A 20,238-nucleotide genomic window follows, 5' to 3' on the forward strand; every position below is an offset into this window, starting at 1 on the left:
TAAAATCGAATTTACTAAGAATATATACCCTTTACACTTAGGATTCGTATCTTTTTGGGCATTTACTCAATAAACCCTTCCTACTATAAACTCTATGATGGCGTTGTTCAATAAAACCGCACTGGAATGTAGTAAGCTGATTACGGAACGTTACAGTACGTCATTTACGCTTGGCATCAAAACCCTTGATCGTAAATTTCATTTTCCGATCTACGCTATCTATGGATTCGTTCGATATGCCGACGAAATTGTGGATACGTTCCATGACTACGATAAAAAGACGCTGCTTGATCGTTTCAAATTCGATACGTACCAAGCCATCGAAGAAGGCATCAGTCTGAACCCTGTGTTACAATCGTTTCAGTTGGTGGTCAGGCAATACAAAATCGAGCATGAACTGATCGAGTCCTTCCTGAAAAGTATGGAAATGGACCTCTATCATCAGAATTATACGTCGGAAGGGTATCAGCAGTACATTTATGGTTCGGCAGAAGTCGTTGGCTTAATGTGTCTTCGTGTTTTTTGCGAAGGAGACCCGGCTGAATTCAACCGACTGCGCGAACCAGCCTGTAAACTGGGCGCTGCCTTTCAGAAAGTAAATTTTCTGCGGGATATGAAAAGTGACTATGTGGAGCGGGGACGTACATACTTTCCGGGTATTGACTTCAGCAATTTCGATCTGGATGTTAAACAATGCATTGAATGTGATATTCAACGCGACTTCGACGAGGCCTACATCGGGATTATGAACCTGCCCCGAGGTGCACGAATGGGTGTTTATCTGGCGTATATGTATTACCAGACCTTATTCAATAAAATTAAACAGCTCCCAGCTTCCCGGATTCAGAACGAGCGAATCCGGGTGCCTAATCCGCAAAAAATTGCCTTATTAGCCCAAACGTATCTGAAGTATCGACTCAACGTAATCTGATATCGTTATTTTGGATTGTCAGCGCTTCCTTATGCCATTTTTTCCATCGTACCCAAGACTGAGCCGACTACAGACAGGTAGGTCTGAATAGCTCCAGCCAGCTTAGGCCGACGTTGCTGCATATTCATATCGACCTCATTCATAAAATTTTTCCAGTTGGAACCATTCAGGCAGTCGAGCGCTACCGAGATCGTAGGCGTTAACGAACGGGCCGTGTGCCACCAGCCACAGGGAATAAACAGTGTTTCGCCAGGGCCAACGACAAATTTTATAGGTGTAGTTTTTGCAAACAGAGGATACTTTTCCAGATCTGGATTCCACACATCATCTACCTGCGATACCCAGAGATTATCGGGCCGGGGATACACATAGGGCGTCTGATCGGGAGGAATCACCGTAAACTCTTTTTCTCCATATAGTTGCGTGATGTAGGCATGCAGACACATATAATCGTAATGCACGTAGGGAAACTGAGCGCCCGGACTGCCAAAAAATATTTCCAGTGTATTCGCCCCCGACAGAAATCGTTTGGGTAGCAGCTTACTGTTGATTCGATCGGGCAGTGCGTATTTAAAGCGAGGTAAAACGTCGGGCAACAGCTCAGGATAATCCCGCTCAATCTGAAGCGTACACGGGTAAGGGGCCGGATTTTCTTCATTGCCGGTCAGCATCCAGTCGATATATTCGCCCAGGGTATAGCTCTTCCCGCTAATCTCTACCTTTCGATCGCTATAATGTTTCTTAAAAAAATCAGGGGTAAACTTATTCTTGGCCGACCATGCAGCGCAGGCATCGCCAATAACAACCGGATAGTTGCTGAAAAGATGCTTTTCTGCAAACTCTTCGTAACTTAAATTATATTTCTTCTCAACAACCAGGGCTCCTTCACGAACCAGTTCAACTGTTTGGGTATCCATCTTATGGGTTGGTCAGTAGACAAAAAGTCATTTTACACTTTAGACTTTAAGTTTACCAACATGGACAACTCCCCTCCTGCGTATTTATTGTTCGGCGGTTTCGTTTAGTAGTTGATACTCTGGCAATCATTACCCCCTCTGTTTGATTTCTAGCTATCTTTGCGTAAAATCATACTATCTACCTATGGTAGCCGAAGCAGCCCTCTCGCCAGAAATTCTTTCCCGATACGAAGCGGTTGTCGGACTGGAAGTACACTGCCAGTTGCTTACAGAAAGCAAAATTTTTGCAGCCGATGCCAACTCATTTGGCGCAGAACCCAATACGAATATTAGTGTCATTACGCTGGCGCATCCAGGCACGTTACCCAAACTGAACCGGAAAGCCATTGAGTACGCTGTTCGGATCGGTATAGCCTGCGGAAGTGACATCACACGCCGAAACATCTTTGCCCGTAAAAATTATTTTTATCCCGACCTTCCTAAAGGCTACCAATTATCGCAGGATAAAGGCCCCATCTGTGTAGGCGGTGGTATTTTGGTAAAAGTAAAAGATCCTGTAACGGGAGAACCCTACCAAACAACCATTCAGCTTCATCATATTCACCTCGAAGAAGATGCGGGAAAAAGCATCCACGATGGCGACGAATGGGCCACTCAGCTCGATTATAACCGAGCAGGTACGCCACTGATTGAGATGGTGACCGAACCCTGTATCCGCACGGCCGATGAAGCTGGACAATACCTGACCGAAGTTCGGCGGCTGGTTCGGTATCTGGACATCTGCGATGGCAATATGGAAGAAGGATCGCTCCGCTGTGATGTAAATGTTTCGATTCGCCCGAAGGGTTCAACAAAACTCGGCACGAAGGTTGAAGTGAAAAACCTGAACTCCATACGGAACGTTATGCGGGCTGTTGATGGTGAGTTCCGGCGGCAGGTCGAACTGGTAGAAACGGGCGGAAAAATTACGCAGGAAACCCGCACGTTCGATGCAGCTACGGGCCTCAGCTACGCTATGCGGGAGAAAGAAACGATGAATGACTATCGCTACTTCCCCGATCCCGACCTCACACCCGTGGTCATTTCGGACGAGTGGCTGGCCGACATTCAGGCCCGGATGCCTATGCTGCCAGCAGCTTTGTTCCAGAAATTAACTGCTACGTATGGGTTGCCTGAGTACGATGCTGCTATACTGACTGATGCTAAAGAACTGGCCGACTATTTTGAAGCCGTTTGTCAGCATACTACCCAGTATAAAGCCGCATCGAACTGGATTATGGGGCCCGTAAAAGGCCAACTTACAGACAAAACGTTACGCGAACGTCAGTTTCCCGTTTCGGCTAGTCAATTAGCGGCTTTAATTGAGCTGGTAGCCAACGCAACGATTAGTCAGACAGCGGCCCAACAAGTGTTTGGTCTGTTACTAGCCCAGCCCGATGCATCGCCAGAAGAATTGGCCCGGGCCAACGGACTGATTCAGAATCGCAATACCGATGCATTACAAACGTTGGTAGAAGAAGTACTGGCTGCCTGGCCCGATAAAGTAGAACAGTTTCACAAAGGCAAAAAGAATTTAATGGGCTTATTTGTCGGTGAGGTTATGAAAAAATCGAAAGGATCGGCCGACCCCAAATTAGTGAATGAGTTGTTAGCGAAGACCCTACAAAAAAAATGAAACATTTAGTATACTGCCTGGCGAGCCTTATGGCCCTAAGCCTGACAACCAACGCACAAACCACAAAGTCGTTTACCGTAACCGGAAAAATCGCCAAAGCAACACCGGGCAGTTACGTCTACCTGGAAGCGAATTCCCAACCTACGCGTAAAATCGACTCCACAAAAGTTGGAACCGATAATACCTTCACCATTAATGGCAAAGTAGCCGATGGTGGAGAAGTATTTATTCTTAATGTAGGGGGTGGACAAAAAATGGCCCTGTTGGTTGAAGGGGGCGAAACCCTGAGAGTAACAGCCGATGGCTTCCGAATGGACCAGAAAACCGGCCAGATGGGAAAGGCTACCGTTACAGGTTCCAAAAACATGGAGTATTACGAGAAGCTGAATACGCTCCGTACTGATATGGAAGCCAAAGTACAGACGTGGAACAAACAGGTTGCGGCTGCTACGGAAAAGAAAGATAATAAACGGATTGCTCAGATTGAGCAGGAATACCAGACCGCCGAGCAGGATGTAGTGAACAAAGTAAAAGCCATGTTGCCCGAAATGGGTACCTCGCTGGTATCGCTATTTGCGCTGAATTTCATCAATATCGATACCGATTTCGCTGTTTACGACCAACTGGCCCAGAAATTCGAGAAAGAGAACCCGAATAGCCCGCATGCTAAATCACTGATTGGCCGAGTTGCCCGGATTAAAGGCGTGTCGATTGGTGCCTCTGCCCCTGAAATTGCGCTGAGCGATACTACCGGAAATCCAGTTCCCCTCTCGTCTCTGCGCGGCAAATACGTACTGATCGACTTTTGGGCGTCGTGGTGTGGCCCCTGCCGCGCCGAAAATCCCAACGTGGTCCGAATGTACAATAAGTTTAAGGATCGCGGTTTTGCCATTTACAGCGTCTCGCTTGATCAGACAAAAGACAAGTGGGTGAAAGCCATTCGCAACGACAACCTGACCTGGACACACGTTTCGGATCTGAAATTCTGGCAATCGGCAGCTGCCCAGCAGTATGGCGTGCAGGCCATACCGGCTACTTTCCTACTCGACAAAGACGGTAAGATCATTGCCAAAAACCTGCGGGGAGAAGCGCTCGAACAAAAATTAGAAGAAGTGTTACAAGTAAAATAAACGAAAGGAGAAAGGAAGAAAGGGACGAAGGGGAGAAAGCTAATCTCACTCTCTTCGTCCCTTTCTTCCTTTAGTCATTTCCCCTCCATTATGAAAATCGCTATTGTTGGTTGCGGCAACATGGGTATGGCATTTGCCAAATCGTTTTTACAGTACGATCTGGTAAAGAAAGAAAACCTGCTCTTAATTGAAAAAAGTGCGGATCGTTCAGAAGCTCTGAAGGCCGAAAAGGCAGGGGTTGTGGTAGAAACCATCGGACCACATGTTGGCGAAACGGATTTGATTATTCTATCCGTGAAACCTCAGGATTTCAACAGTGTGCATGAATCTCTCCGGACCATTATTCAGCCAAATCAGATGATTCTATCGATTATGGCGGGGATTCCAATCGCGCAAATTCAGGAAAAACTCGGGCATCCGCTGGTGGTACGGGCGATGCCTAATACACCCGCTATGCTGGGTATGGGTATTACAGGATTCACAGCCGCTAAAGAAGTCGATCTGGCGAACCTTCGTCGCGTCGAAAATCTGATCAATGCTACCGGCCGATCCATTTTTCTGGAAGACGAAGCCATGCTCGATGCCGTTACGGCCCTGAGTGGTAGCGGCCCGGCCTATTTCTACTATGTGGTAAAGGCAATGGTCGATGCCGGCAAGCAGATGGGTTTCGATGATGCCGTTTCCGCCTTACTGGTTAAACAGACTATGCTTGGCGCTTATCACCTGATCAACAACGCCGACAAATCGCTCGATGACCTCATTAAAGCCGTAGCCTCTAAAGGTGGCACTACCGAAGCCGCTCTACGAACCTTTGAGAATGGTGCGTTGGCCGATACGTTAGTTGCTGGTATTAAGGCAGCCCAGGTCCGGGCCACCGAACTTTCGAAAGGCTAGCAACAAGTACAGAAGTTCGCTTTCTCTGAATATATTACACATGTAAAATCAGAAAAGCGGACTTCTGTCCACACTACAAACCTGTATAACTAAATGGGGTAATGGCTCGAAGTTCATCTTTTACAGCATCGGATACATTCAGCTCATTAATAAATTGCAGAATCGCCTGCTCGGTAATTTTCTCGTTCGTACGTGTTAGGGCTTTCAAGGCCTCATAAGGCTGTGGGTATCCTTCACGGCGGAGTACGGTTTGTATACCTTCAGCAACAACAGCCCAATTATCTTCCAGATCGGCATGAATGGCGGCCTGATTCAACTCCAGTTTATTTAACCCTTTCAGCAACGATTTCAACGCAATAACCGAATGCGCGAACGGGACACCGATACTCCGCAAAACGGTCGAATCGGTCAGGTCGCGCTGTAGCCGGGAAATAGGCAATTTGGCCGACAGGTGCTCAAACAATGCATTAGCAATACCCAGATTTCCTTCTGAGTTTTCAAAATCAATCGGATTGACCTTATGCGGCATAGCGGATGAGCCAACTTCACCTGCCTTCAATTTCTGTTTGAAGTAATTCATGGACACATACGTCCAGATGTCGCGATCCAGATCGACCAGAATTGTATTCAGACGTTTGTAGGCATCAAGCGTAGCCGCCAGCATATCGTAATGCTCAATCTGCGTTGTAAACTGGCTACGTACCATACCTAGGCTCTCGACAAAGGTATCACCAAATTTCTTCCAGTCTTCGTGTGGATAGGCGACAAAATGGGCGTTGAAATTACCCGTTGCTCCACCGAATTTAGCTGCCACAGGGATATTCGACAGTAAGTGCAACTGCTTCTCTATGCGCTCAATGAAAACCTGGATTTCCTTACCCAGCCGGGTTGGCGACGCAGGTTGTCCGTGCGTACGCGCCAGCATAGGTACGTCTTTCCATTGCTCTGCCAATTCCTGGAGCCGGACAAAAACCTGCTGGTATAAGGGTTTTATTTCGGTTTCGCAGGCATCACTTAACAACAGCGGGATAGCTGTATTGTTGATATCCTGTGACGTAAGCCCAAAGTGGACAAATTCGAGATAAGGTTCTACCGGCGAGCCTTTCAGTTTTTCTTTAATAAAGTACTCAACAGCCTTTACGTCATGATTGGTTGTCTTTTCAATTTCCTTGATCCGTAGGGCATCGGCCTCCGAGAAATTCTCATACAACGCGCGCAACGCAGGAAACTGTGCCGACTCAACACCCGACAATTGAGGAATTGGCCATTCACAAAGTGCTATAAAATATTCGATCTCGATGCGTACCCGGTAATGAATCAGGCCAAGCTCGGAAAAATAAGGAGCCAGAGTCTCAACCTGAGACCGATACCGTCCATCGACTGGTGAAATAGCTGTTAATGCAGATAAACTCATAAAATGATGTATGATGTATACAATATGATGTATGAGCTAGAATGTAAATGGCTTTACCTTACATCCTATAGCATACATCCTATATCCTATATCAAAACGGGTTCAGGTATAGTCCAAGGCCAATCCAGGCTGTTTGTTGATCTTCGTACTGGCTATACGGCCTAAACCCTGAATATCCCTCCAGAAGAAACGTTAAATTATTTTGAGTCCGGCCCAGCTCGAAACCGATACCACCGTGAATACCTGGTCGAAAGTTAGTTTGCTGCCAGAATTTAACATCGACACCACCTACCAATCGCGCTGCTCTAGTGGATGGTTTTTTATAAAACGCACCCAATTGGGCGCTTAGAGGCTTCCGTTCTTCGGTCTTACGAAGTACAACACCCGCCCCACCATACAACCGCCAGTTGTTTACCGTCCGGCTATAGGTAAAATCCAATAATTCGTAGTTTACAGCATTGGGCGAAGGGGCCGTTATTTGGTTCCGAAAAATATAATCATCGCCCAGATGCGACGATAGATGGTAAACCCGGATTCGGTAATTGTTCTCGCCCCGTCGGATATTATAGATGATACTGATTTTGTAATCCGTGTTCATTATCCGCCGACGAGCTTTGTTAGCTACCGCGTCATGGTAGGCTTCAAACTGGGTAAATGAAGCTAAATCCAGTACCCATTCTTCGGCCCGATCGGGAGCACTTGTATGTCGGTAAAAGGGCTTGGCAAAACCAAACGCAAAAGGCACTATACTCCCTTTATATTTTTCACCTTCAGTCCAGTAAGCAGGGAAAACACTACCATATGTTTGCGCTTCCAGGGGGTCCAGCAAAATAGGTTCGAACAAATGACCTTTCGGCAAAAATTCTTTATTGGTCCGGACAACCGATGGCGCTACCGAACTAGCAGGTGCAGCGGCTACAGAGTCAGGTTTAACCGGAGCGGCTTTACGTTCCCGTCTTGGACGCTGCGCCTTTTCGATTTGTGGCGCAGCTACGGGTTCAGTCGCAACCGGAGCGACTGGTGCTGGTGGCGCAAACGAACGAGGGGACGCCGAACTCGATTCAGCAGCTTTTTTGGCATCACGTTCAGCCTTTTCCTGCGCAGCTTTTGCCGCTTTCGCTTCCCGGTCGGCTTTGTCCTGTGCGGCTTTTGCAGCCTTAGCCTCCTGCTCCTCCTGCTTGCGCTTTTCCCTCAGCTCTTTTCGCGATGGCTCAGTCACTACCGGTGGTGTTTCGGCAGGTTGACTAACAACAGGGGGAGCTACTGATGGCACAGTGGGTGGAGTTACCGCAGCCGGGACTGGCTTGACCGTTTCCTGGGGTGGGTTTTCTTTCGCGGCTTTTTTGGCCTGTTTCTGCCGTTCTTTCTCAGCCTGTTTAGCTTCGTATTCACGCTGTTTCTGCAACCACTCAGCCCGAATTTGCCGTTCCCGCTGAATTTCTCGCTCTATTTTTTCTTTCTGCCGTTGCTCGGCGGGGGTTAGGACACGAGTCGGCTGCGACGTGGGAGCCTGCTGAGCCAAAGCCCAGTTGGCGGCAATGAAACTTATTGAAAGAGCCAACAGCGTTTTTTTCATGTAAGACAAGACAGGATTAGGCTTGGAGTGTTTGCGATGCACAACTGATTACTGCTTCAGGGCTGCGTAATGCTTATAAAAATAAGGAATGGTTTCGATGCCTTTGTAGAAATTAAACAGGCCATAACTCTCATTGGGGGAGTGCAGTGCATCGGCATCCAGACCAAAACCCATCAGAATCGATTTGATACCAAGCTCTTTCTCAAATAACGCCGTAATAGGTATGCTACCACCCCCTCTGGTTGGAATCGGTTTTTTACCCCAGGCATCCTCAAACGCTTTACTGGCTGCTTCAAATTCAACGGAATCAACAGGCGTAACATAAGGCATTCCTCCATGATGGGGGGTTACTGTGACCGTAACCCCCGGAGGAGCAATGGACAGAAAATGCCGGGTAAACAAGTCTGTAATTTCATCAGGCGTCTGATTAGGTACTAAACGCATACTGATTTTAGCCGATGCTTTGGACGGCAGAACTGTTTTGGCTCCTTCGCCAATATAGCCCCCCCAGATACCATTCACATCCAGCGTAGGCCGAATTGATGTACGTTCGTTGGTCGAATAGCCTGTTTCGCCCATTACATCTTTGATCCCCAAATCACGCTTATACTCTTCCAGATCAAACGGTGCTTTCGCCAGTTCAGTCCGCTCTTCATCGCTCAGGTCTTCAACCTTATCGTAGAAACCGGGAATCGTGATCCGTCCGTTTTCATCATGAAGCGACGCAATCATTCGGGCCAGTACATTGATCGGATTTGCTACGGCACCTCCATATACACCCGAATGCAGGTCGCGGTTGGCCCCCGTAACCTGAACTTCTACATAGGACAGACCACGTAGGCCCATCTCCAGCGAAGGCGTTTCGTTTGATATAATGCTGGTATCCGAAATCAGAATCACATCGGCTTTTAGCAGCTCACGGTTTTGGGTTACAAACATACCCAGGTGATCGGAGCCGACTTCTTCTTCGCCTTCGATCATCACTTTCACATTACAGGGTAAGCCGTCGGTTGCTACCATTGCTTCGACCGCTTTGATATGCATGTAAAACTGCCCTTTATCGTCGCAGGCTCCCCGTGCATACACGCGTTCGTTACGGATGGTTGGTTCAAACGGAGGAGACTCCCAAAGTTCGTAGGGATCGGCAGGCTGCACATCGTAATGACCATAGACCAAAACCGTTGGCTTATTAGGGTCCACTATTTTTTCGGCATAGACGATTGGATGGCCTGGAGTCTCATACAAGGTCGCCTTATCAAGGCCGGCAGCCGTTAGCTTATCTCTCACAAATTCAGCCGCCCGACGTACATCTGCTTTAAATGCAGAGTCGGCCGAAACCGATGGAATGCGCAGTAAATCAAACAATTCGTCCAGGAACCGCTGTTTGTTGGCTTCAAGGTAGGTAGTCATATCTGGATGTATGATGTATGATGTATGATATAGCTCAGCCATTAATACATCAAACTTCCTATATCATATATCATACATCCAAAAAATTTTGCCCCGAAGTTACGCACTTTTCGCGCAACCACGGGGCAAAACTGAGTGTATAGAAAAAAGGCTTACTGCTTTTTGCGAAAACGGATCAGAACGGTTCGGTTTTCTTCGCCCCGAAGCAGGCGACCAATGTTTTTCTGATGGGTAAAAACGACCAGTAGAAAAATCACAAAGCCGAATACAATCAGCAGCGGATTTTCTTTCTGACCAAAGATCTGTAGGAGCAGCAATACAGGGAACGCTAAGGCAGCCATGATAGAGCCAAGCGACACGTATTGCGAGGCAATCACCACAAGCAGGAAAATTCCGATGCACACCAGCGCCATTTCGGGGTGCGTTGCCAGCACCATCCCGAGCAAGGTAGCCACGCCTTTACCGCCTTTAAAATTGGCAAAAACCGGATATAAGTGCCCGATTACGGCAACCAGCCCAAAAACAATCTTGAAGGTAAGGATTTCAGTTTCGGTGATTACATCGGCATACCATAGCAGGGTAGACAGAATAGCGGCTGTGTATCCTTTTAGCACATCCACCAGCATCACAATAGTACCGGCTCGTTTTCCTAGTACCCGAAACGTATTGGTAGCTCCCGCATTACCGCTTCCGAATTTTCGAATATCAATTCCAAAAAATCCCTGACCATACCAGACTGCGGTTGGGATTGAGCCTAACAAATAAGCTACTACGGTGGTAAGGCAAATTAACAGAACATTCATCAATTCAACTAAAGTAGGTACTTATTGGATAAAGAAACTGTCCGCCAAAAACAGCAGGTTCTGTAAAGGAATGTAACCCCAAAATTAAGGGATTGTTACTAAACGGCCAATTTTTTTCAGCTACAAACCAGGGGCATGCTGCGAATAAGTTACAAATAACCCCTATTTACCTCCAACAACTATCTCTTTTAGATTATTCATATCTAAATATTTCATAGAAGTTTCCATAATATCCAAAGAGGTAACAGATCGAATTTGTGAAATATACGTTGTCAGGAAATCGGCAGGCATACCATCCAGTAAAATCACTTTGTAGCGGTCGGCAATTTCAAATGGTGTGTTGAGCGAACCAACAAATTCACCAGCCATATAATTTTTTACAACGTCAAGTTCATCGTCTGAAACCAGCTCTGTCTGCAACGTATGAATTTCTTTTTGAATCTCGTCTAATGTCTGCTGTGTATTTTCTTTATTAACATCGGTACCGATCATAAAATACCCATCGTGCCGGAATGACGGCATATTTGATGAAATACCATACGTAAAGCCTTTCTCTTCCCGGATATTCTTCATTAGTCGCGAGCCAAAGTAGCCTCCCAGCACTTCGTTTGTTACGAGCATTCGGAAAAAATCGGGATGGGAACGTGTAAACAGCCGACGCCCTATCCGTATGGACGATTGTATACTATCTGGCTTTTCTGCCAGCACCACCTGCTCGGCAGACTCTGATGGTTTATCGGCAAAAGGAGGTAAACTATCCGTTCGGATAAGCGACTGGCCTAATACCTGGTTGATAAGTAGTACTTCGGTTTCTGTAGCCTGTCCAGCCAGAATGATCTGGAACGGTCGATTTTGAATGACTCGTTCATAGAATGCTACCACCTGTTCACGACTCAACTGTTCGATAGCAGCAGGGCGCTGGCTACGCCCATACGGGTGATCGGCTCCAAACAGTTTTTCACGAAGCAGAATACCAGCCAGATAGGCGTTCTTTTCAAAATTGACCCGCAGATTTTGCAGCGTGATATTTCGTAAGTCTTCCAGCTCTTTTTGCGGGAAGGTTGGCTCATCGAGCATTTCCCGTAATAAGGGTAAAACATTCGGAAGGAACTTGGTGAGACAGTAAATGACAATACTCGCTCGATCAGGTCCACTATTCAGTTCCAGAAAGGCCCCATATCGATCAATGTATTCACTAATTTGAGCTGATGAGCGCGCTGCTGTCCCTTCAGCAAGCATCTTTACAGAAAAAAATGCACTTCCTGGCACATGCTCATACCAGGTTCCAGCCTCAAAAACGCACTCCAGTCGAAGGACGGGTTGCTGAACTACTGAAATTAGATGCAGCGGAATACCATTGTCCAAGCGATGCGATTGAACTGAAGGCAAATGTACTTCATGAATAGCCTGAAAGGCAGGAGATTGTGTTCTATCGAGTGTCATATAAAAGGAAAGAGTGAAAGAGGGAACGAGTGAATGAGTGAAATAAGCTTTCGTTCGCTTTTCTCACTCATTCACTCGTTCCCTCTTTCACTCTTTAATTTTCGTCGTTTAAGGCTTCGTCGTCACCACCGATACCAGTTCCTTTAGCGAAGTTGAAAACCAGCGAAATGCGGAATGTATCGGCCAGCGGGCTACCTTGTTTAACCGGAATCAGGTACGAAAAATCGACGCCAAAGCGCTGTTGAAGCCGAAGGCCAATACCTGTTGTTACGTATTTCCGCCCTCCTTTCTCATTCGATTCATTGAAATAGCCGACCCGTGCTGCAAACTGATCATTGTACCAGTACTCAATCCCTGTCGACAAAGTAATTTCTTTCAATTCTTCGCTAAATCCACCCGGTGCATCAGCAAACGACCCAAAGATGGAATCGAAATAATTTTTGTTGGCATTTACATTAACCGATGTACCATTAATGGTTTGATAGTTTGGCGTTGGGACCATCAGCTTATTGGCATCCAGTACAAAGTTAAACTTATTGTATTGGTCGGCAAACAGGGTCAGGCAGGTTCCTAAACGAAGGTTTGTCGGAATAAAATAGCTCTGCGTACCACCGTAATTGAGTCGGCCTCCCAGGTTAGATATCATCCCACCAAATGCCCAGCCTACACCTTTACCGGTTGCGTTATCACGCGCTTCGTCATGATAATAAGCACTGATTTCGGCAGCGGCTGTAGAGCCTGGCTTCAGGCCAGGATTGCTGCTGCCTGCTGCCAGGTTAGAATTCAAATATTTTACACTAGCCGCCAATGAAAACGTTTCGGATAGTCGTTGAGAAACAGAGGCCGTAATAGCATATTCCCGCGAGTTGAACGTTCCGGCTGCTACCCCATTGGCGGTTGTAAAATCGACCGTTCCGAGATCGAAGTAAAGCAATGACCCCGATATAGCCGTATTTCTGCCCACTTTTGAGTAACCGCTCAGATAGGTGTAATACATATCACCGATAAGGTTCCGTAACCAGGGCGTATATGAAAGTGCTAATCCCTTACTCTCCTTGGCAAAAACCAGTTTCGATGGATTCCAGAACACCGAGTTAGCGTCAGGATCACCTAATGCAACCCCGGCATCCCCCAACGCTCCCGAACGAGCGTCAGGCGTAAAGTTCAGAAACGGGACAGAAGAGGTTGGAACATTGAGAGGCTGGCCGTTAAGATTATTTTGAGCAGATACGACGAGAGGGGAAGAAATACAGACGCCGAGTATAACACGGAAAAAAGTGCGCTTCATACAAAGAGTGTTGGTCAACGACAGCCACTGATTGTGGTAAATGCGATAGGGCTGTGCGGTCAAAATTACAATGAATCCTTGGATTAGAAAAAATGCGTGATTTTAAGTGCGTTAATTCATTTCGTTATTACAATTCGACTGGTACCAATGGCCGTTGTTTCATCTACCGCTGAGCGAATGTCAAGCCTGACGATATATAATCCATTTGGCATCAACTGACCGGCATCTGTCCGACCGTTCCATGATCCCACGTTTAAAGCGGCCTCACAGTTTGTACACTGCCCTGTTTTCTGGCTCAGCAACCGACTGGAAAGGTCGTATATACTCAGCACCCAATCCAATGGTTCACCTGACCTATTTAGCTCGGCCGTTAATGTTGCCAGTTCAGTCATCGGGTTTGGACTCACCCGAAACGCTCGCAAAGCTAATCCAGGACGGTCAGAAACTATTATGGTCAACGTGCCCTCACTTGAATTATTGTTAATATCCCAGGCTTTAACCCGAACTGTATATTTACCGGCCGACAAACTGCGGAATGTATAGCGTGCTTCACCCTGTCGACCATCTGCACTGTTTGCCACATAATTGTCGTTCAAAATAACCGCTGGCTGCGATGCCAATTGTGCCGTTAGCTCATGTCCCAAACCCGACCGGGCAATATTTATTCCCCGATTATCTTTAAGCAGTATACGTAGGGTTACGTCTGGGCCAGCAATACGTACACGTTCACCATCCGGTGTTCCACCAACCACAGCAAGCGTCATCGAGGGTGGTTGCGTATCGATACTATCAGCAAATACACTGCCACCGATGCGCAGACTATCATAACTTCCGACCGCATCAAGCAGGCTATCAGTTCGAATGGCGTAGATATACAGTTTTCCTTTCCCAACCGTATAGTCAATATCTTTGGGTATAGTAAAGCGGGCAGTAAACTGGCCTTGTTGAACGGGGATTTGCCCTGTAAAAATTGGATTGCTAAAGGCTTGGTACGTCATTTTGGGAGCGCCAACTTCAGATCCAAGTGTAGTGTGAGTGGCCGCTTTATCGTACAACGATAGGCGGACGGAGCCTGTAAACGTAGTCATTCGCTGGCCCGCCTGCTGAATTTGCCCCGTTAGCTCAACCGTTTGTAAGGCATGAAGTGTATCAATTCGGTTTGCCGAAATAGCCTTACCATTTACCTGCGTGAGTACAGCCTGAGCCTGCGGATAGGCTAGTCGCATGGAGGGATCGCCCAGCAATGCAAAATTCCGATTGACCGGCCCCGTCAAACTATTATTCTTCGTTAGCTCCATCACATCGCCAAGCCGGGGCATCTGGCCATTGATGGGCGTAAAAACGGCATTGTAGAAGGCTTCGTTCAGCAGCAGATTCGTATTGGCATACACAGGCCGCGTTGTTGTCAGCAACCCAATTCCGCCACCCGTCCGGCTTAATAGAGTTAATTCGGCACCCGAGGTAACACTTGGATCATCGTATCGCCCAAACTGACAGGTAGCTGTAACAAATAACGGCAAGCGACTATTTCGCCATGCAAGAATATCCTGAAGCGTTACGATCTGCTCATCGGCCAAGCCTACAACTCCCCCATGCCCGCTATAGTTGATAATCAATCGTCCATCCGTAACGGCCTGATCGATAACCTGATTTACCAGTGGAGCTTTCTGTCCACCGGATGTATTTTCCTGCACAAAATCATCTAAAAATATTCGTTCGGGGCGGTAGGCTGGGGACGTTCTCTCTACGATTTTAGCCATTTGATCGGCATCCTGCTGATGAATATTATAGTCGCCATCGTCGGCTACGAACATTACTTTTGTTTGCCAATCGCCCGTGATGGACGGGTCTGAGCCATAACGAATGAGCTTATCAACAACTGTTTGAGCTTCATCTACAGATTTTACAGGAAGACGACCTACGCCAATATCCATCCGATAATCACCCTGATCGTTCTCGGGCCATTCACCCTCATTGACATCCATAAAGCCGAAATAATCGTCGGATGAATAGCTTAATACCGGATGAAGCGATTCACGACTTTCATACACTGGCACCATATTGGCCAACTGCGACGCACTAACCTGGCCAGCTATGTTCCGATAATCGTAGGTAGCATCACCAAAAAGTAGTAAGTAGCGGAGTTTAGTAGGTTGTTTCTGGTAGAAGTAGCGGGCCATATCCCGAATGGCCGTAGGATCGGGTAAACCAGACCCAAATTCGTTATACACCTGCTGTGTCGTTACAACAATCACCGACAACTGATCATGATCACGTCGAAATTGGGCCAATCGATCAGCCTGCGTTTTCCAGGATGCTGGCGTCACAATGAGCAAATCGGGGGTATCCTGGCTACGTAGATCCTGATTGGCAACCACTGTCAATAAAGCAGGTGAAAGCAGTTGAGTATCCGTAAAAAGAAAATAATCACTTCGTTTGGTGGCTCCCCAACCCGCTTCCTGACTAGCCGACAACTCATATGCCTGCGATACGGGAAACAGCGTATTAGTAATATCCCAGATACGCAGACTACTACTGGCCTGCCTGACTTTGTACTGCCCAGCGGGAGATCGACGCACCCACGTTGGCCGATCAAATTGCCGTAATTCCCGTTGGGTTTGTACGCCCAGATAATTCAAATAGCCCTGTGCCGAATACAAGCCATTTTTTCGGAAGGTTACTGCCAATCGAATAGGACTGTCTCCTGTGGTAAGTCTGGTCAGAAAGGTATCGGTTCGTGCGATTCCCTGATAATCATACTCATACCCTGAAATCGAAGCCATTGGCATTGTTCCAACCTGTTGATCGTTTAGTTGCACCCGAAATTGCGTAGCCACGGTAGCTCCAGCCACTACTGAAGCTGTCAGCCGGATAGATGTGTTGGCCATAAGGCCCGGCACATCAAACGAAACGACCTTTGTTGTATCGGTAGTGAGATATTCACCCAACCACTCACGTCCTGAACGAACAGCAGGCACCTTTGCCATATCCTGCTCGTGAAATTGATAATCGTTGAACGTAGTTACAGTAGATGCCCCTCCTACCGCCCCTGCCGGTCGCTCAGTAATTCGCAGTCCAGCAGAAGTACCAATTGTCAGAAAATAAAAGGTAGTGTCGGAATAGGGATTGATTTGATGTGTAAATCGCTGGCTTACTGAATCGTACCGAACTACATGTGGACTTTGCCCGAAAAAAAGTACTGCATCTTCCGCATCGAACCGTCCATCAGCCTCCCCGATTACCTGAATTGCATTTTCAGTAAGATCAGTGGGTCTGGTTATAGCATTCGATTGCGGTAGAACAGCCCCTCCATTCCCATATAATCGCAACTTTCGGGGGTCGGCCGTCGAAAAGGCAGGATTAATCTTCGTTAGTTGCGACTGGCTTAGTCGATAAACGCCCGACTCAGTGACTGCAATCTTTACCCAAATACCCTCCCGTAATACCGATTGCGACTGGGCTTTATAATGAATAATGGATAATGTAAAATGAATAATGAGTATGGATAGCCAATACACCCATCGAAGCTGGCGCTGCATAGGTTCATTACTCATTATACATTGTTCATTATTCATTTTACATCAATTCACTTCAACCCATGCATGGGCCAGAATGGCGTAGGATTTACCGGATGCGATCTCTTTACAAACGACACGAGTACGTCGTAACGTACCTCGGACATAGGTCTTTTGTGCCAATCGAAATGAGTTTCCTTCTGATACATCCCGAAGCAACACCCGGTTAGCGGGCAAAGCCTCGTTTATCGGTTTATCGAATTGACGCAAGGCCAGCATAAGATGCGGATTCGTATAGGTCGTAGCGCCTGGATTCGACATGTATTGCTTCAGCGGCTCCAATACAATTGGGGGGAAGATGGTTTCTGTAAGTAAAGGATGCATCAATCGCTGAAAAGCCGTTTGCCAAGCTCGTCCGTGTGGTTTTACCCGTCTGATTCTTCGCTGCAAACAATATTGATGATGGACATCGGCATGAGCTACTTCATGCACATACGTAATCAGAAACGCATACGGATTTAGATTCGTATTGACCGTGATTTGCGTTTGATTGTGGGGTAGAACCCGAAAATCGCCTAGCCGCGTTCGACGAGGTTTTACTATTCGAAAACCGAATTGGTACGATTGCCAGAGTTGGTGGCAGTACTCGACAGCTCCCGATGGCACATAGGTGGAAAATACGTCCGTCAAGGTATAAAAAACAAAAAAGCCTTATAAAAATAAGGCTTTTTCGCATGCTGTGGAGAAGAAACTTATTTCTTCGTAGTGTCAGCAGCAGCTGAGTCCGTAGCCATCGTAGAAGCCGAATCCGTAGCCATCGTGGTGGTGTCGGTCGACATCGTAGCGGTCGAATCAGTGGTGGTTTCTTCCGTCTTAGGTTTGCTTTGGCAAGCAGCGAAGGTCAGCATGCTGCCAACGAACAATAGAGCGAATACTTTTTTCATTTGACTGAAAATGCTATTTTAGGTTTCCGGTGGCAAATATAGTTTTTTTACAGTAAATCCAATATGCCTCTCAATAAATTTATGATAATCTGGACTTTGTACCCAAAAAGTTATATTCGGAATTGAATTTATCAGAGATACCGCTTAAAGCTGTTCTTCTTTTTCCTTCGATGATCGCGACCGAATCTTGTCGTACATACCCGTACTGCGGAACGTCAGGAGCTTATGCCCAAAATAATTAGCCAGGAAGCTCATACCCATACCTACTACATGCGACCCCGTTTCACGCCATATTTTTTGGCCCGGGTCTGGCAATAGAGGGGTAGCAATCCAATCCAACACATATTTAGAGACATATACTTGTACGAAAAGCGCCAATAAGGCAATGGCTAAAAACTTGATTGCTTCCCGTCCTGTGTTACCTGTTTTCCCTGCCGAAAATGCATATTTCTTCGTCGGAATAAAGGTCAATACTGTAGCCGTCAGATACCCGCAGAAAACACTTACGTCAAAATCAAAGAATTGCCGATAGAAAATCCGACTGATGAAATTAATTGACGCACCCAGCAAAGCCGTCAGAAAGAACGAGAAAAAGTCCTTATATTCTTTAGGTTTTGGCTGTTCGATGCTGCTCACGTTCACAAGTTGACCGGACAAAGTATACTGAATTAGCTAGAATTAATTCGTTATCAAACCCAAAAATACTAACTCAAATGCTAACGTGTATGTTCTGGCGATAGGTTACTTAGGCTACGGTCATTCAATAAATATAAAAATTATGACTAGTTCTGGGACAGTGACAAATCCCATACCTTCAAAAATGTTGTTATTGCTTCCTCAACTAGGTACTTAAAATAGGCCTTCCAGCAAACCCGGAGCAATACCCAGTCCTAATGTCAAAATAGTAGCGGCTACCAGTACATATCGATAAAAAGGAGCGACCTGGATAGGATCATTTCCTCCATCCCGGAAATACATCGCAATGATTACCCGGAAATAATAGTAAATACCAACCGCCGACATCAATACAGCTACAACCAATAGCCAGATTTGTCCTCGCTCTACAGCTGTTGAAAACATATAGAATTTCCCCCAGAAGCCAGCAGTCAATGGGATTCCGGCCAGCGAAAGCATTGAAACGGTCATGGCTAGTCCTAACAGCGGGTTTTGGCGTGCTAACCCATTGAACGAATCAAAATTTTCAGTAGCCACCCCTTCGCTGGTAATCGTCTGTGTACTTCTTTGCTGGGCAACCAGAAGCAATACGCCAAACGCAGCAATGGTGGCAACGGAATAAGCCAGCGAATAAAAGACAATAGCCTGTTTTGTATTCGTCCCTAATGAGGCCAGCCCTATCAGTAGATAACCCGCATGTGAGATGCTGGAGTAAGCCATCATCCGTTTAAAGCTATTCTGATAAACAGCGGTGATGTTGCCAGCAACCAGCGTAATGGCCGTGATAATGGCTAGAATCGTCCACCAGAAGGTATAAACTCCGCCAAATGAAAATGATAATAGCCGAAACAGGGCAGCAAAACCCGCTGTTTTTACTACCGTCGACATGAAAGCGGTGAAAATGGTAGGAGCACCATCGTAAACATCGGGAGTCCAGAAATGAAAGGGTGCCGCCGATACTTTGAATAACAGCCCAATCAGGAGCATCAACAGGCCAACATATAGCAATAATGAAAGGCCTACCTGTGGATGAGCCGCATACGACGCAATGCCTGCGATGGTAAACGAACCAGTAGCACCATACAGCAATGCCATTCCGAACAACATAATACCGGTTGCAAAGGACCCCATCAGAAAATACTTCATGGCCGCTTCGTTCGAACGCAGGTTCCGTTTATCACTCCCAGTCAGAACGTACATGGATATGGACAGGATTTCGACCCCAACGAAAAGCATGATCAGGTTCTCAAATCCTACCATCATAATGGCACCTACCAACGAAAATAAAATAATAGCATAATATTCAGCGGGTTGTGCCGATTCGTCGTTCAGAAAATTGCTCGACAACGCTACGACCATAAAGGCCGATAGAAGTATGATGGCCGTAAAAACCATCGCCAGGTTATTGGTGCGCAGCATGTCGTTAAAATACAGATAGGACTTATTCCAGTCTATGAAATTAACGGCCAGTGCAACAACCAGAAACAATAAGGTGGCGGGCAGTAGTATGGCTCTCGACTTCATAAAGCCTAGAAACAACAACCCAATACCAAAAACCGATAACAAAACGATGGGAAGCATACCTTCAGTAATTAGTCGATAATCAATGGTTGTTGGCAAGAA

The 20,238-nt window shown here is 46.6% G+C and carries 16 protein-coding genes; 4 read left to right on the forward strand and 12 right to left on the reverse strand.

Annotation, left to right across the window (positions count from 1 at the left end; translation table 11 throughout):
* Positions 1–94 precede the first annotated feature (94 nt).
* On the forward strand, positions 95–931 hold the full coding sequence (locus tag B5M13_RS30740; RefSeq protein WP_080059288.1) for a phytoene/squalene synthase family protein: 837 nt from the start codon (positions 95–97) through the stop codon (positions 929–931).
* 29 nt (positions 932–960) lie between these two features.
* On the opposite strand, the gene B5M13_RS30745 is transcribed toward B5M13_RS30740, so the two are convergent.
* Positions 961–1,848: a cupin-like domain-containing protein gene (locus B5M13_RS30745; protein WP_080059289.1), complete on the reverse strand. Its 888-nt coding sequence runs from the start codon at positions 1,846–1,848 to the stop codon at positions 961–963.
* Positions 1,849–2,032: 184 nt separating this feature from the next.
* On the opposite strand from B5M13_RS30745, the gene gatB reads away from it, so the two are divergent.
* The 3 genes from gatB (at position 2,033) to proC (ending at position 5,547) form a co-directional block, all read left to right on the forward strand.
* Entirely contained in the window at positions 2,033–3,523 is a 1,491-nt protein-coding gene (gene gatB / locus B5M13_RS30750; protein WP_080059290.1) for an Asp-tRNA(Asn)/Glu-tRNA(Gln) amidotransferase subunit GatB, read from the forward strand.
* Positions 3,520–4,653, forward strand: a complete 1,134-nt coding sequence (locus tag B5M13_RS30755) for a TlpA disulfide reductase family protein (protein ID WP_080059291.1) — start codon at positions 3,520–3,522, stop codon at positions 4,651–4,653. Before gatB ends, B5M13_RS30755 begins: the two co-directional genes overlap by 4 nt.
* A 90-nt stretch (positions 4,654–4,743) precedes the next feature.
* Positions 4,744–5,547, forward strand: a complete 804-nt coding sequence (proC, locus tag B5M13_RS30760; RefSeq protein ID WP_080059292.1) for a pyrroline-5-carboxylate reductase — start codon at positions 4,744–4,746, stop codon at positions 5,545–5,547.
* Positions 5,548–5,620: 73 nt separating this feature from the next.
* On the opposite strand, the gene purB is transcribed toward proC, so the two are convergent.
* The 11 genes from purB to B5M13_RS30815 form a co-directional block, all read right to left on the reverse strand.
* Positions 5,621–6,961, reverse strand: a complete 1,341-nt coding sequence (gene purB / locus B5M13_RS30765) for an adenylosuccinate lyase (RefSeq protein ID WP_080059293.1) — start codon at positions 6,959–6,961, stop codon at positions 5,621–5,623.
* Between the two features lie 91 nt (positions 6,962–7,052).
* Positions 7,053–8,537, reverse strand: coding sequence for a DUF1207 domain-containing protein (locus B5M13_RS30770; RefSeq protein ID WP_080059294.1), 1,485 nt, complete (start codon positions 8,535–8,537; stop codon positions 7,053–7,055).
* Between the two features lie 48 nt (positions 8,538–8,585).
* On the reverse strand, positions 8,586–9,947 hold the full coding sequence (locus tag B5M13_RS30775; RefSeq protein ID WP_080059295.1) for a dipeptidase: 1,362 nt from the start codon (positions 9,945–9,947) through the stop codon (positions 8,586–8,588).
* A gap of 152 nt (positions 9,948–10,099) precedes the next feature.
* On the reverse strand, positions 10,100–10,750 hold the full coding sequence (plsY, locus tag B5M13_RS30780) for a glycerol-3-phosphate 1-O-acyltransferase PlsY (RefSeq protein WP_080059296.1): 651 nt from the start codon (positions 10,748–10,750) through the stop codon (positions 10,100–10,102).
* 162 nt (positions 10,751–10,912) lie between these two features.
* The gene (locus tag B5M13_RS30785) at positions 10,913–12,193 is read right to left on the reverse strand and encodes a M16 family metallopeptidase (protein ID WP_080059297.1); all 1,281 of its coding nucleotides are present in this window, start codon (positions 12,191–12,193) and stop codon (positions 10,913–10,915) included.
* A gap of 94 nt (positions 12,194–12,287) precedes the next feature.
* Positions 12,288–13,481 (reverse strand): type IX secretion system outer membrane channel protein PorV, encoded by a 1,194-nt coding sequence (gene porV / locus B5M13_RS30790; protein WP_080059298.1) that lies wholly within the window; start codon positions 13,479–13,481, stop codon positions 12,288–12,290.
* Between the two features lie 116 nt (positions 13,482–13,597).
* Positions 13,598–17,020, reverse strand: coding sequence for a type IX secretion system sortase PorU (gene porU / locus B5M13_RS30795; RefSeq protein ID WP_245859581.1), 3,423 nt, complete (start codon positions 17,018–17,020; stop codon positions 13,598–13,600).
* 42 nt (positions 17,021–17,062) lie between these two features.
* Positions 17,063–17,686, reverse strand: a complete 624-nt coding sequence (locus B5M13_RS30800; RefSeq protein ID WP_245859582.1) for a SprT family zinc-dependent metalloprotease — start codon at positions 17,684–17,686, stop codon at positions 17,063–17,065.
* A 62-nt stretch (positions 17,687–17,748) separates the two neighbouring features.
* Positions 17,749–17,940, reverse strand: a complete 192-nt coding sequence (locus B5M13_RS30805) for a hypothetical protein (protein ID WP_020597416.1) — start codon at positions 17,938–17,940, stop codon at positions 17,749–17,751.
* Between the two features lie 144 nt (positions 17,941–18,084).
* Positions 18,085–18,597: a GtrA family protein gene (locus tag B5M13_RS30810; RefSeq protein ID WP_080059300.1), complete on the reverse strand. Its 513-nt coding sequence runs from the start codon at positions 18,595–18,597 to the stop codon at positions 18,085–18,087.
* Positions 18,598–18,789: 192 nt separating this feature from the next.
* Entirely contained in the window at positions 18,790–20,196 is a 1,407-nt protein-coding gene (locus B5M13_RS30815) for an NADH-quinone oxidoreductase subunit N (protein WP_080059301.1), read from the reverse strand.
* Between the last annotated feature and the right edge of the window lie 42 nt (positions 20,197–20,238).

It is taken from the genome of Spirosoma aerolatum, from assembly GCF_002056795.1.
Lineage (GTDB): Bacteria > Bacteroidota > Bacteroidia > Cytophagales > Spirosomataceae > Spirosoma > Spirosoma aerolatum.

What these genes read in the sequence shown, in the direction of transcription:
- B5M13_RS30805 (WP_020597416.1), bottom strand. Translation starts at nt 17,940, where the DNA reads ATGAAAAAAGTATTCGCTCTATTGTTCGTTGGCAGCATGCTGACCTTC.
- B5M13_RS30745 (WP_080059289.1), bottom strand. Translation starts at nt 1,848, where the DNA reads ATGGATACCCAAACAGTTGAACTGGTTCGTGAAGGAGCCCTGGTTGTT.
- plsY (WP_080059296.1), bottom strand. Translation starts at nt 10,750, where the DNA reads ATGAATGTTCTGTTAATTTGCCTTACCACCGTAGTAGCTTATTTGTTA.
- proC (WP_080059292.1), top strand. Translation starts at nt 4,744, where the DNA reads ATGAAAATCGCTATTGTTGGTTGCGGCAACATGGGTATGGCATTTGCC.
- B5M13_RS30740 (WP_080059288.1), top strand. Translation starts at nt 95, where the DNA reads ATGATGGCGTTGTTCAATAAAACCGCACTGGAATGTAGTAAGCTGATT.
- gatB (WP_080059290.1), top strand. Translation starts at nt 2,033, where the DNA reads ATGGTAGCCGAAGCAGCCCTCTCGCCAGAAATTCTTTCCCGATACGAA.
- B5M13_RS30770 (WP_080059294.1), bottom strand. Translation starts at nt 8,537, where the DNA reads ATGAAAAAAACGCTGTTGGCTCTTTCAATAAGTTTCATTGCCGCCAAC.
- B5M13_RS30815 (WP_080059301.1), bottom strand. Translation starts at nt 20,196, where the DNA reads ATGCTTCCCATCGTTTTGTTATCGGTTTTTGGTATTGGGTTGTTGTTT.
- porU (WP_245859581.1), bottom strand. Translation starts at nt 17,020, where the DNA reads ATGCAGCGCCAGCTTCGATGGGTGTATTGGCTATCCATACTCATTATT.
- B5M13_RS30785 (WP_080059297.1), bottom strand. Translation starts at nt 12,193, where the DNA reads ATGACACTCGATAGAACACAATCTCCTGCCTTTCAGGCTATTCATGAA.
- B5M13_RS30775 (WP_080059295.1), bottom strand. Translation starts at nt 9,947, where the DNA reads ATGACTACCTACCTTGAAGCCAACAAACAGCGGTTCCTGGACGAATTG.
- purB (WP_080059293.1), bottom strand. Translation starts at nt 6,961, where the DNA reads ATGAGTTTATCTGCATTAACAGCTATTTCACCAGTCGATGGACGGTAT.
- B5M13_RS30755 (WP_080059291.1), top strand. Translation starts at nt 3,520, where the DNA reads ATGAAACATTTAGTATACTGCCTGGCGAGCCTTATGGCCCTAAGCCTG.
- porV (WP_080059298.1), bottom strand. Translation starts at nt 13,481, where the DNA reads ATGAAGCGCACTTTTTTCCGTGTTATACTCGGCGTCTGTATTTCTTCC.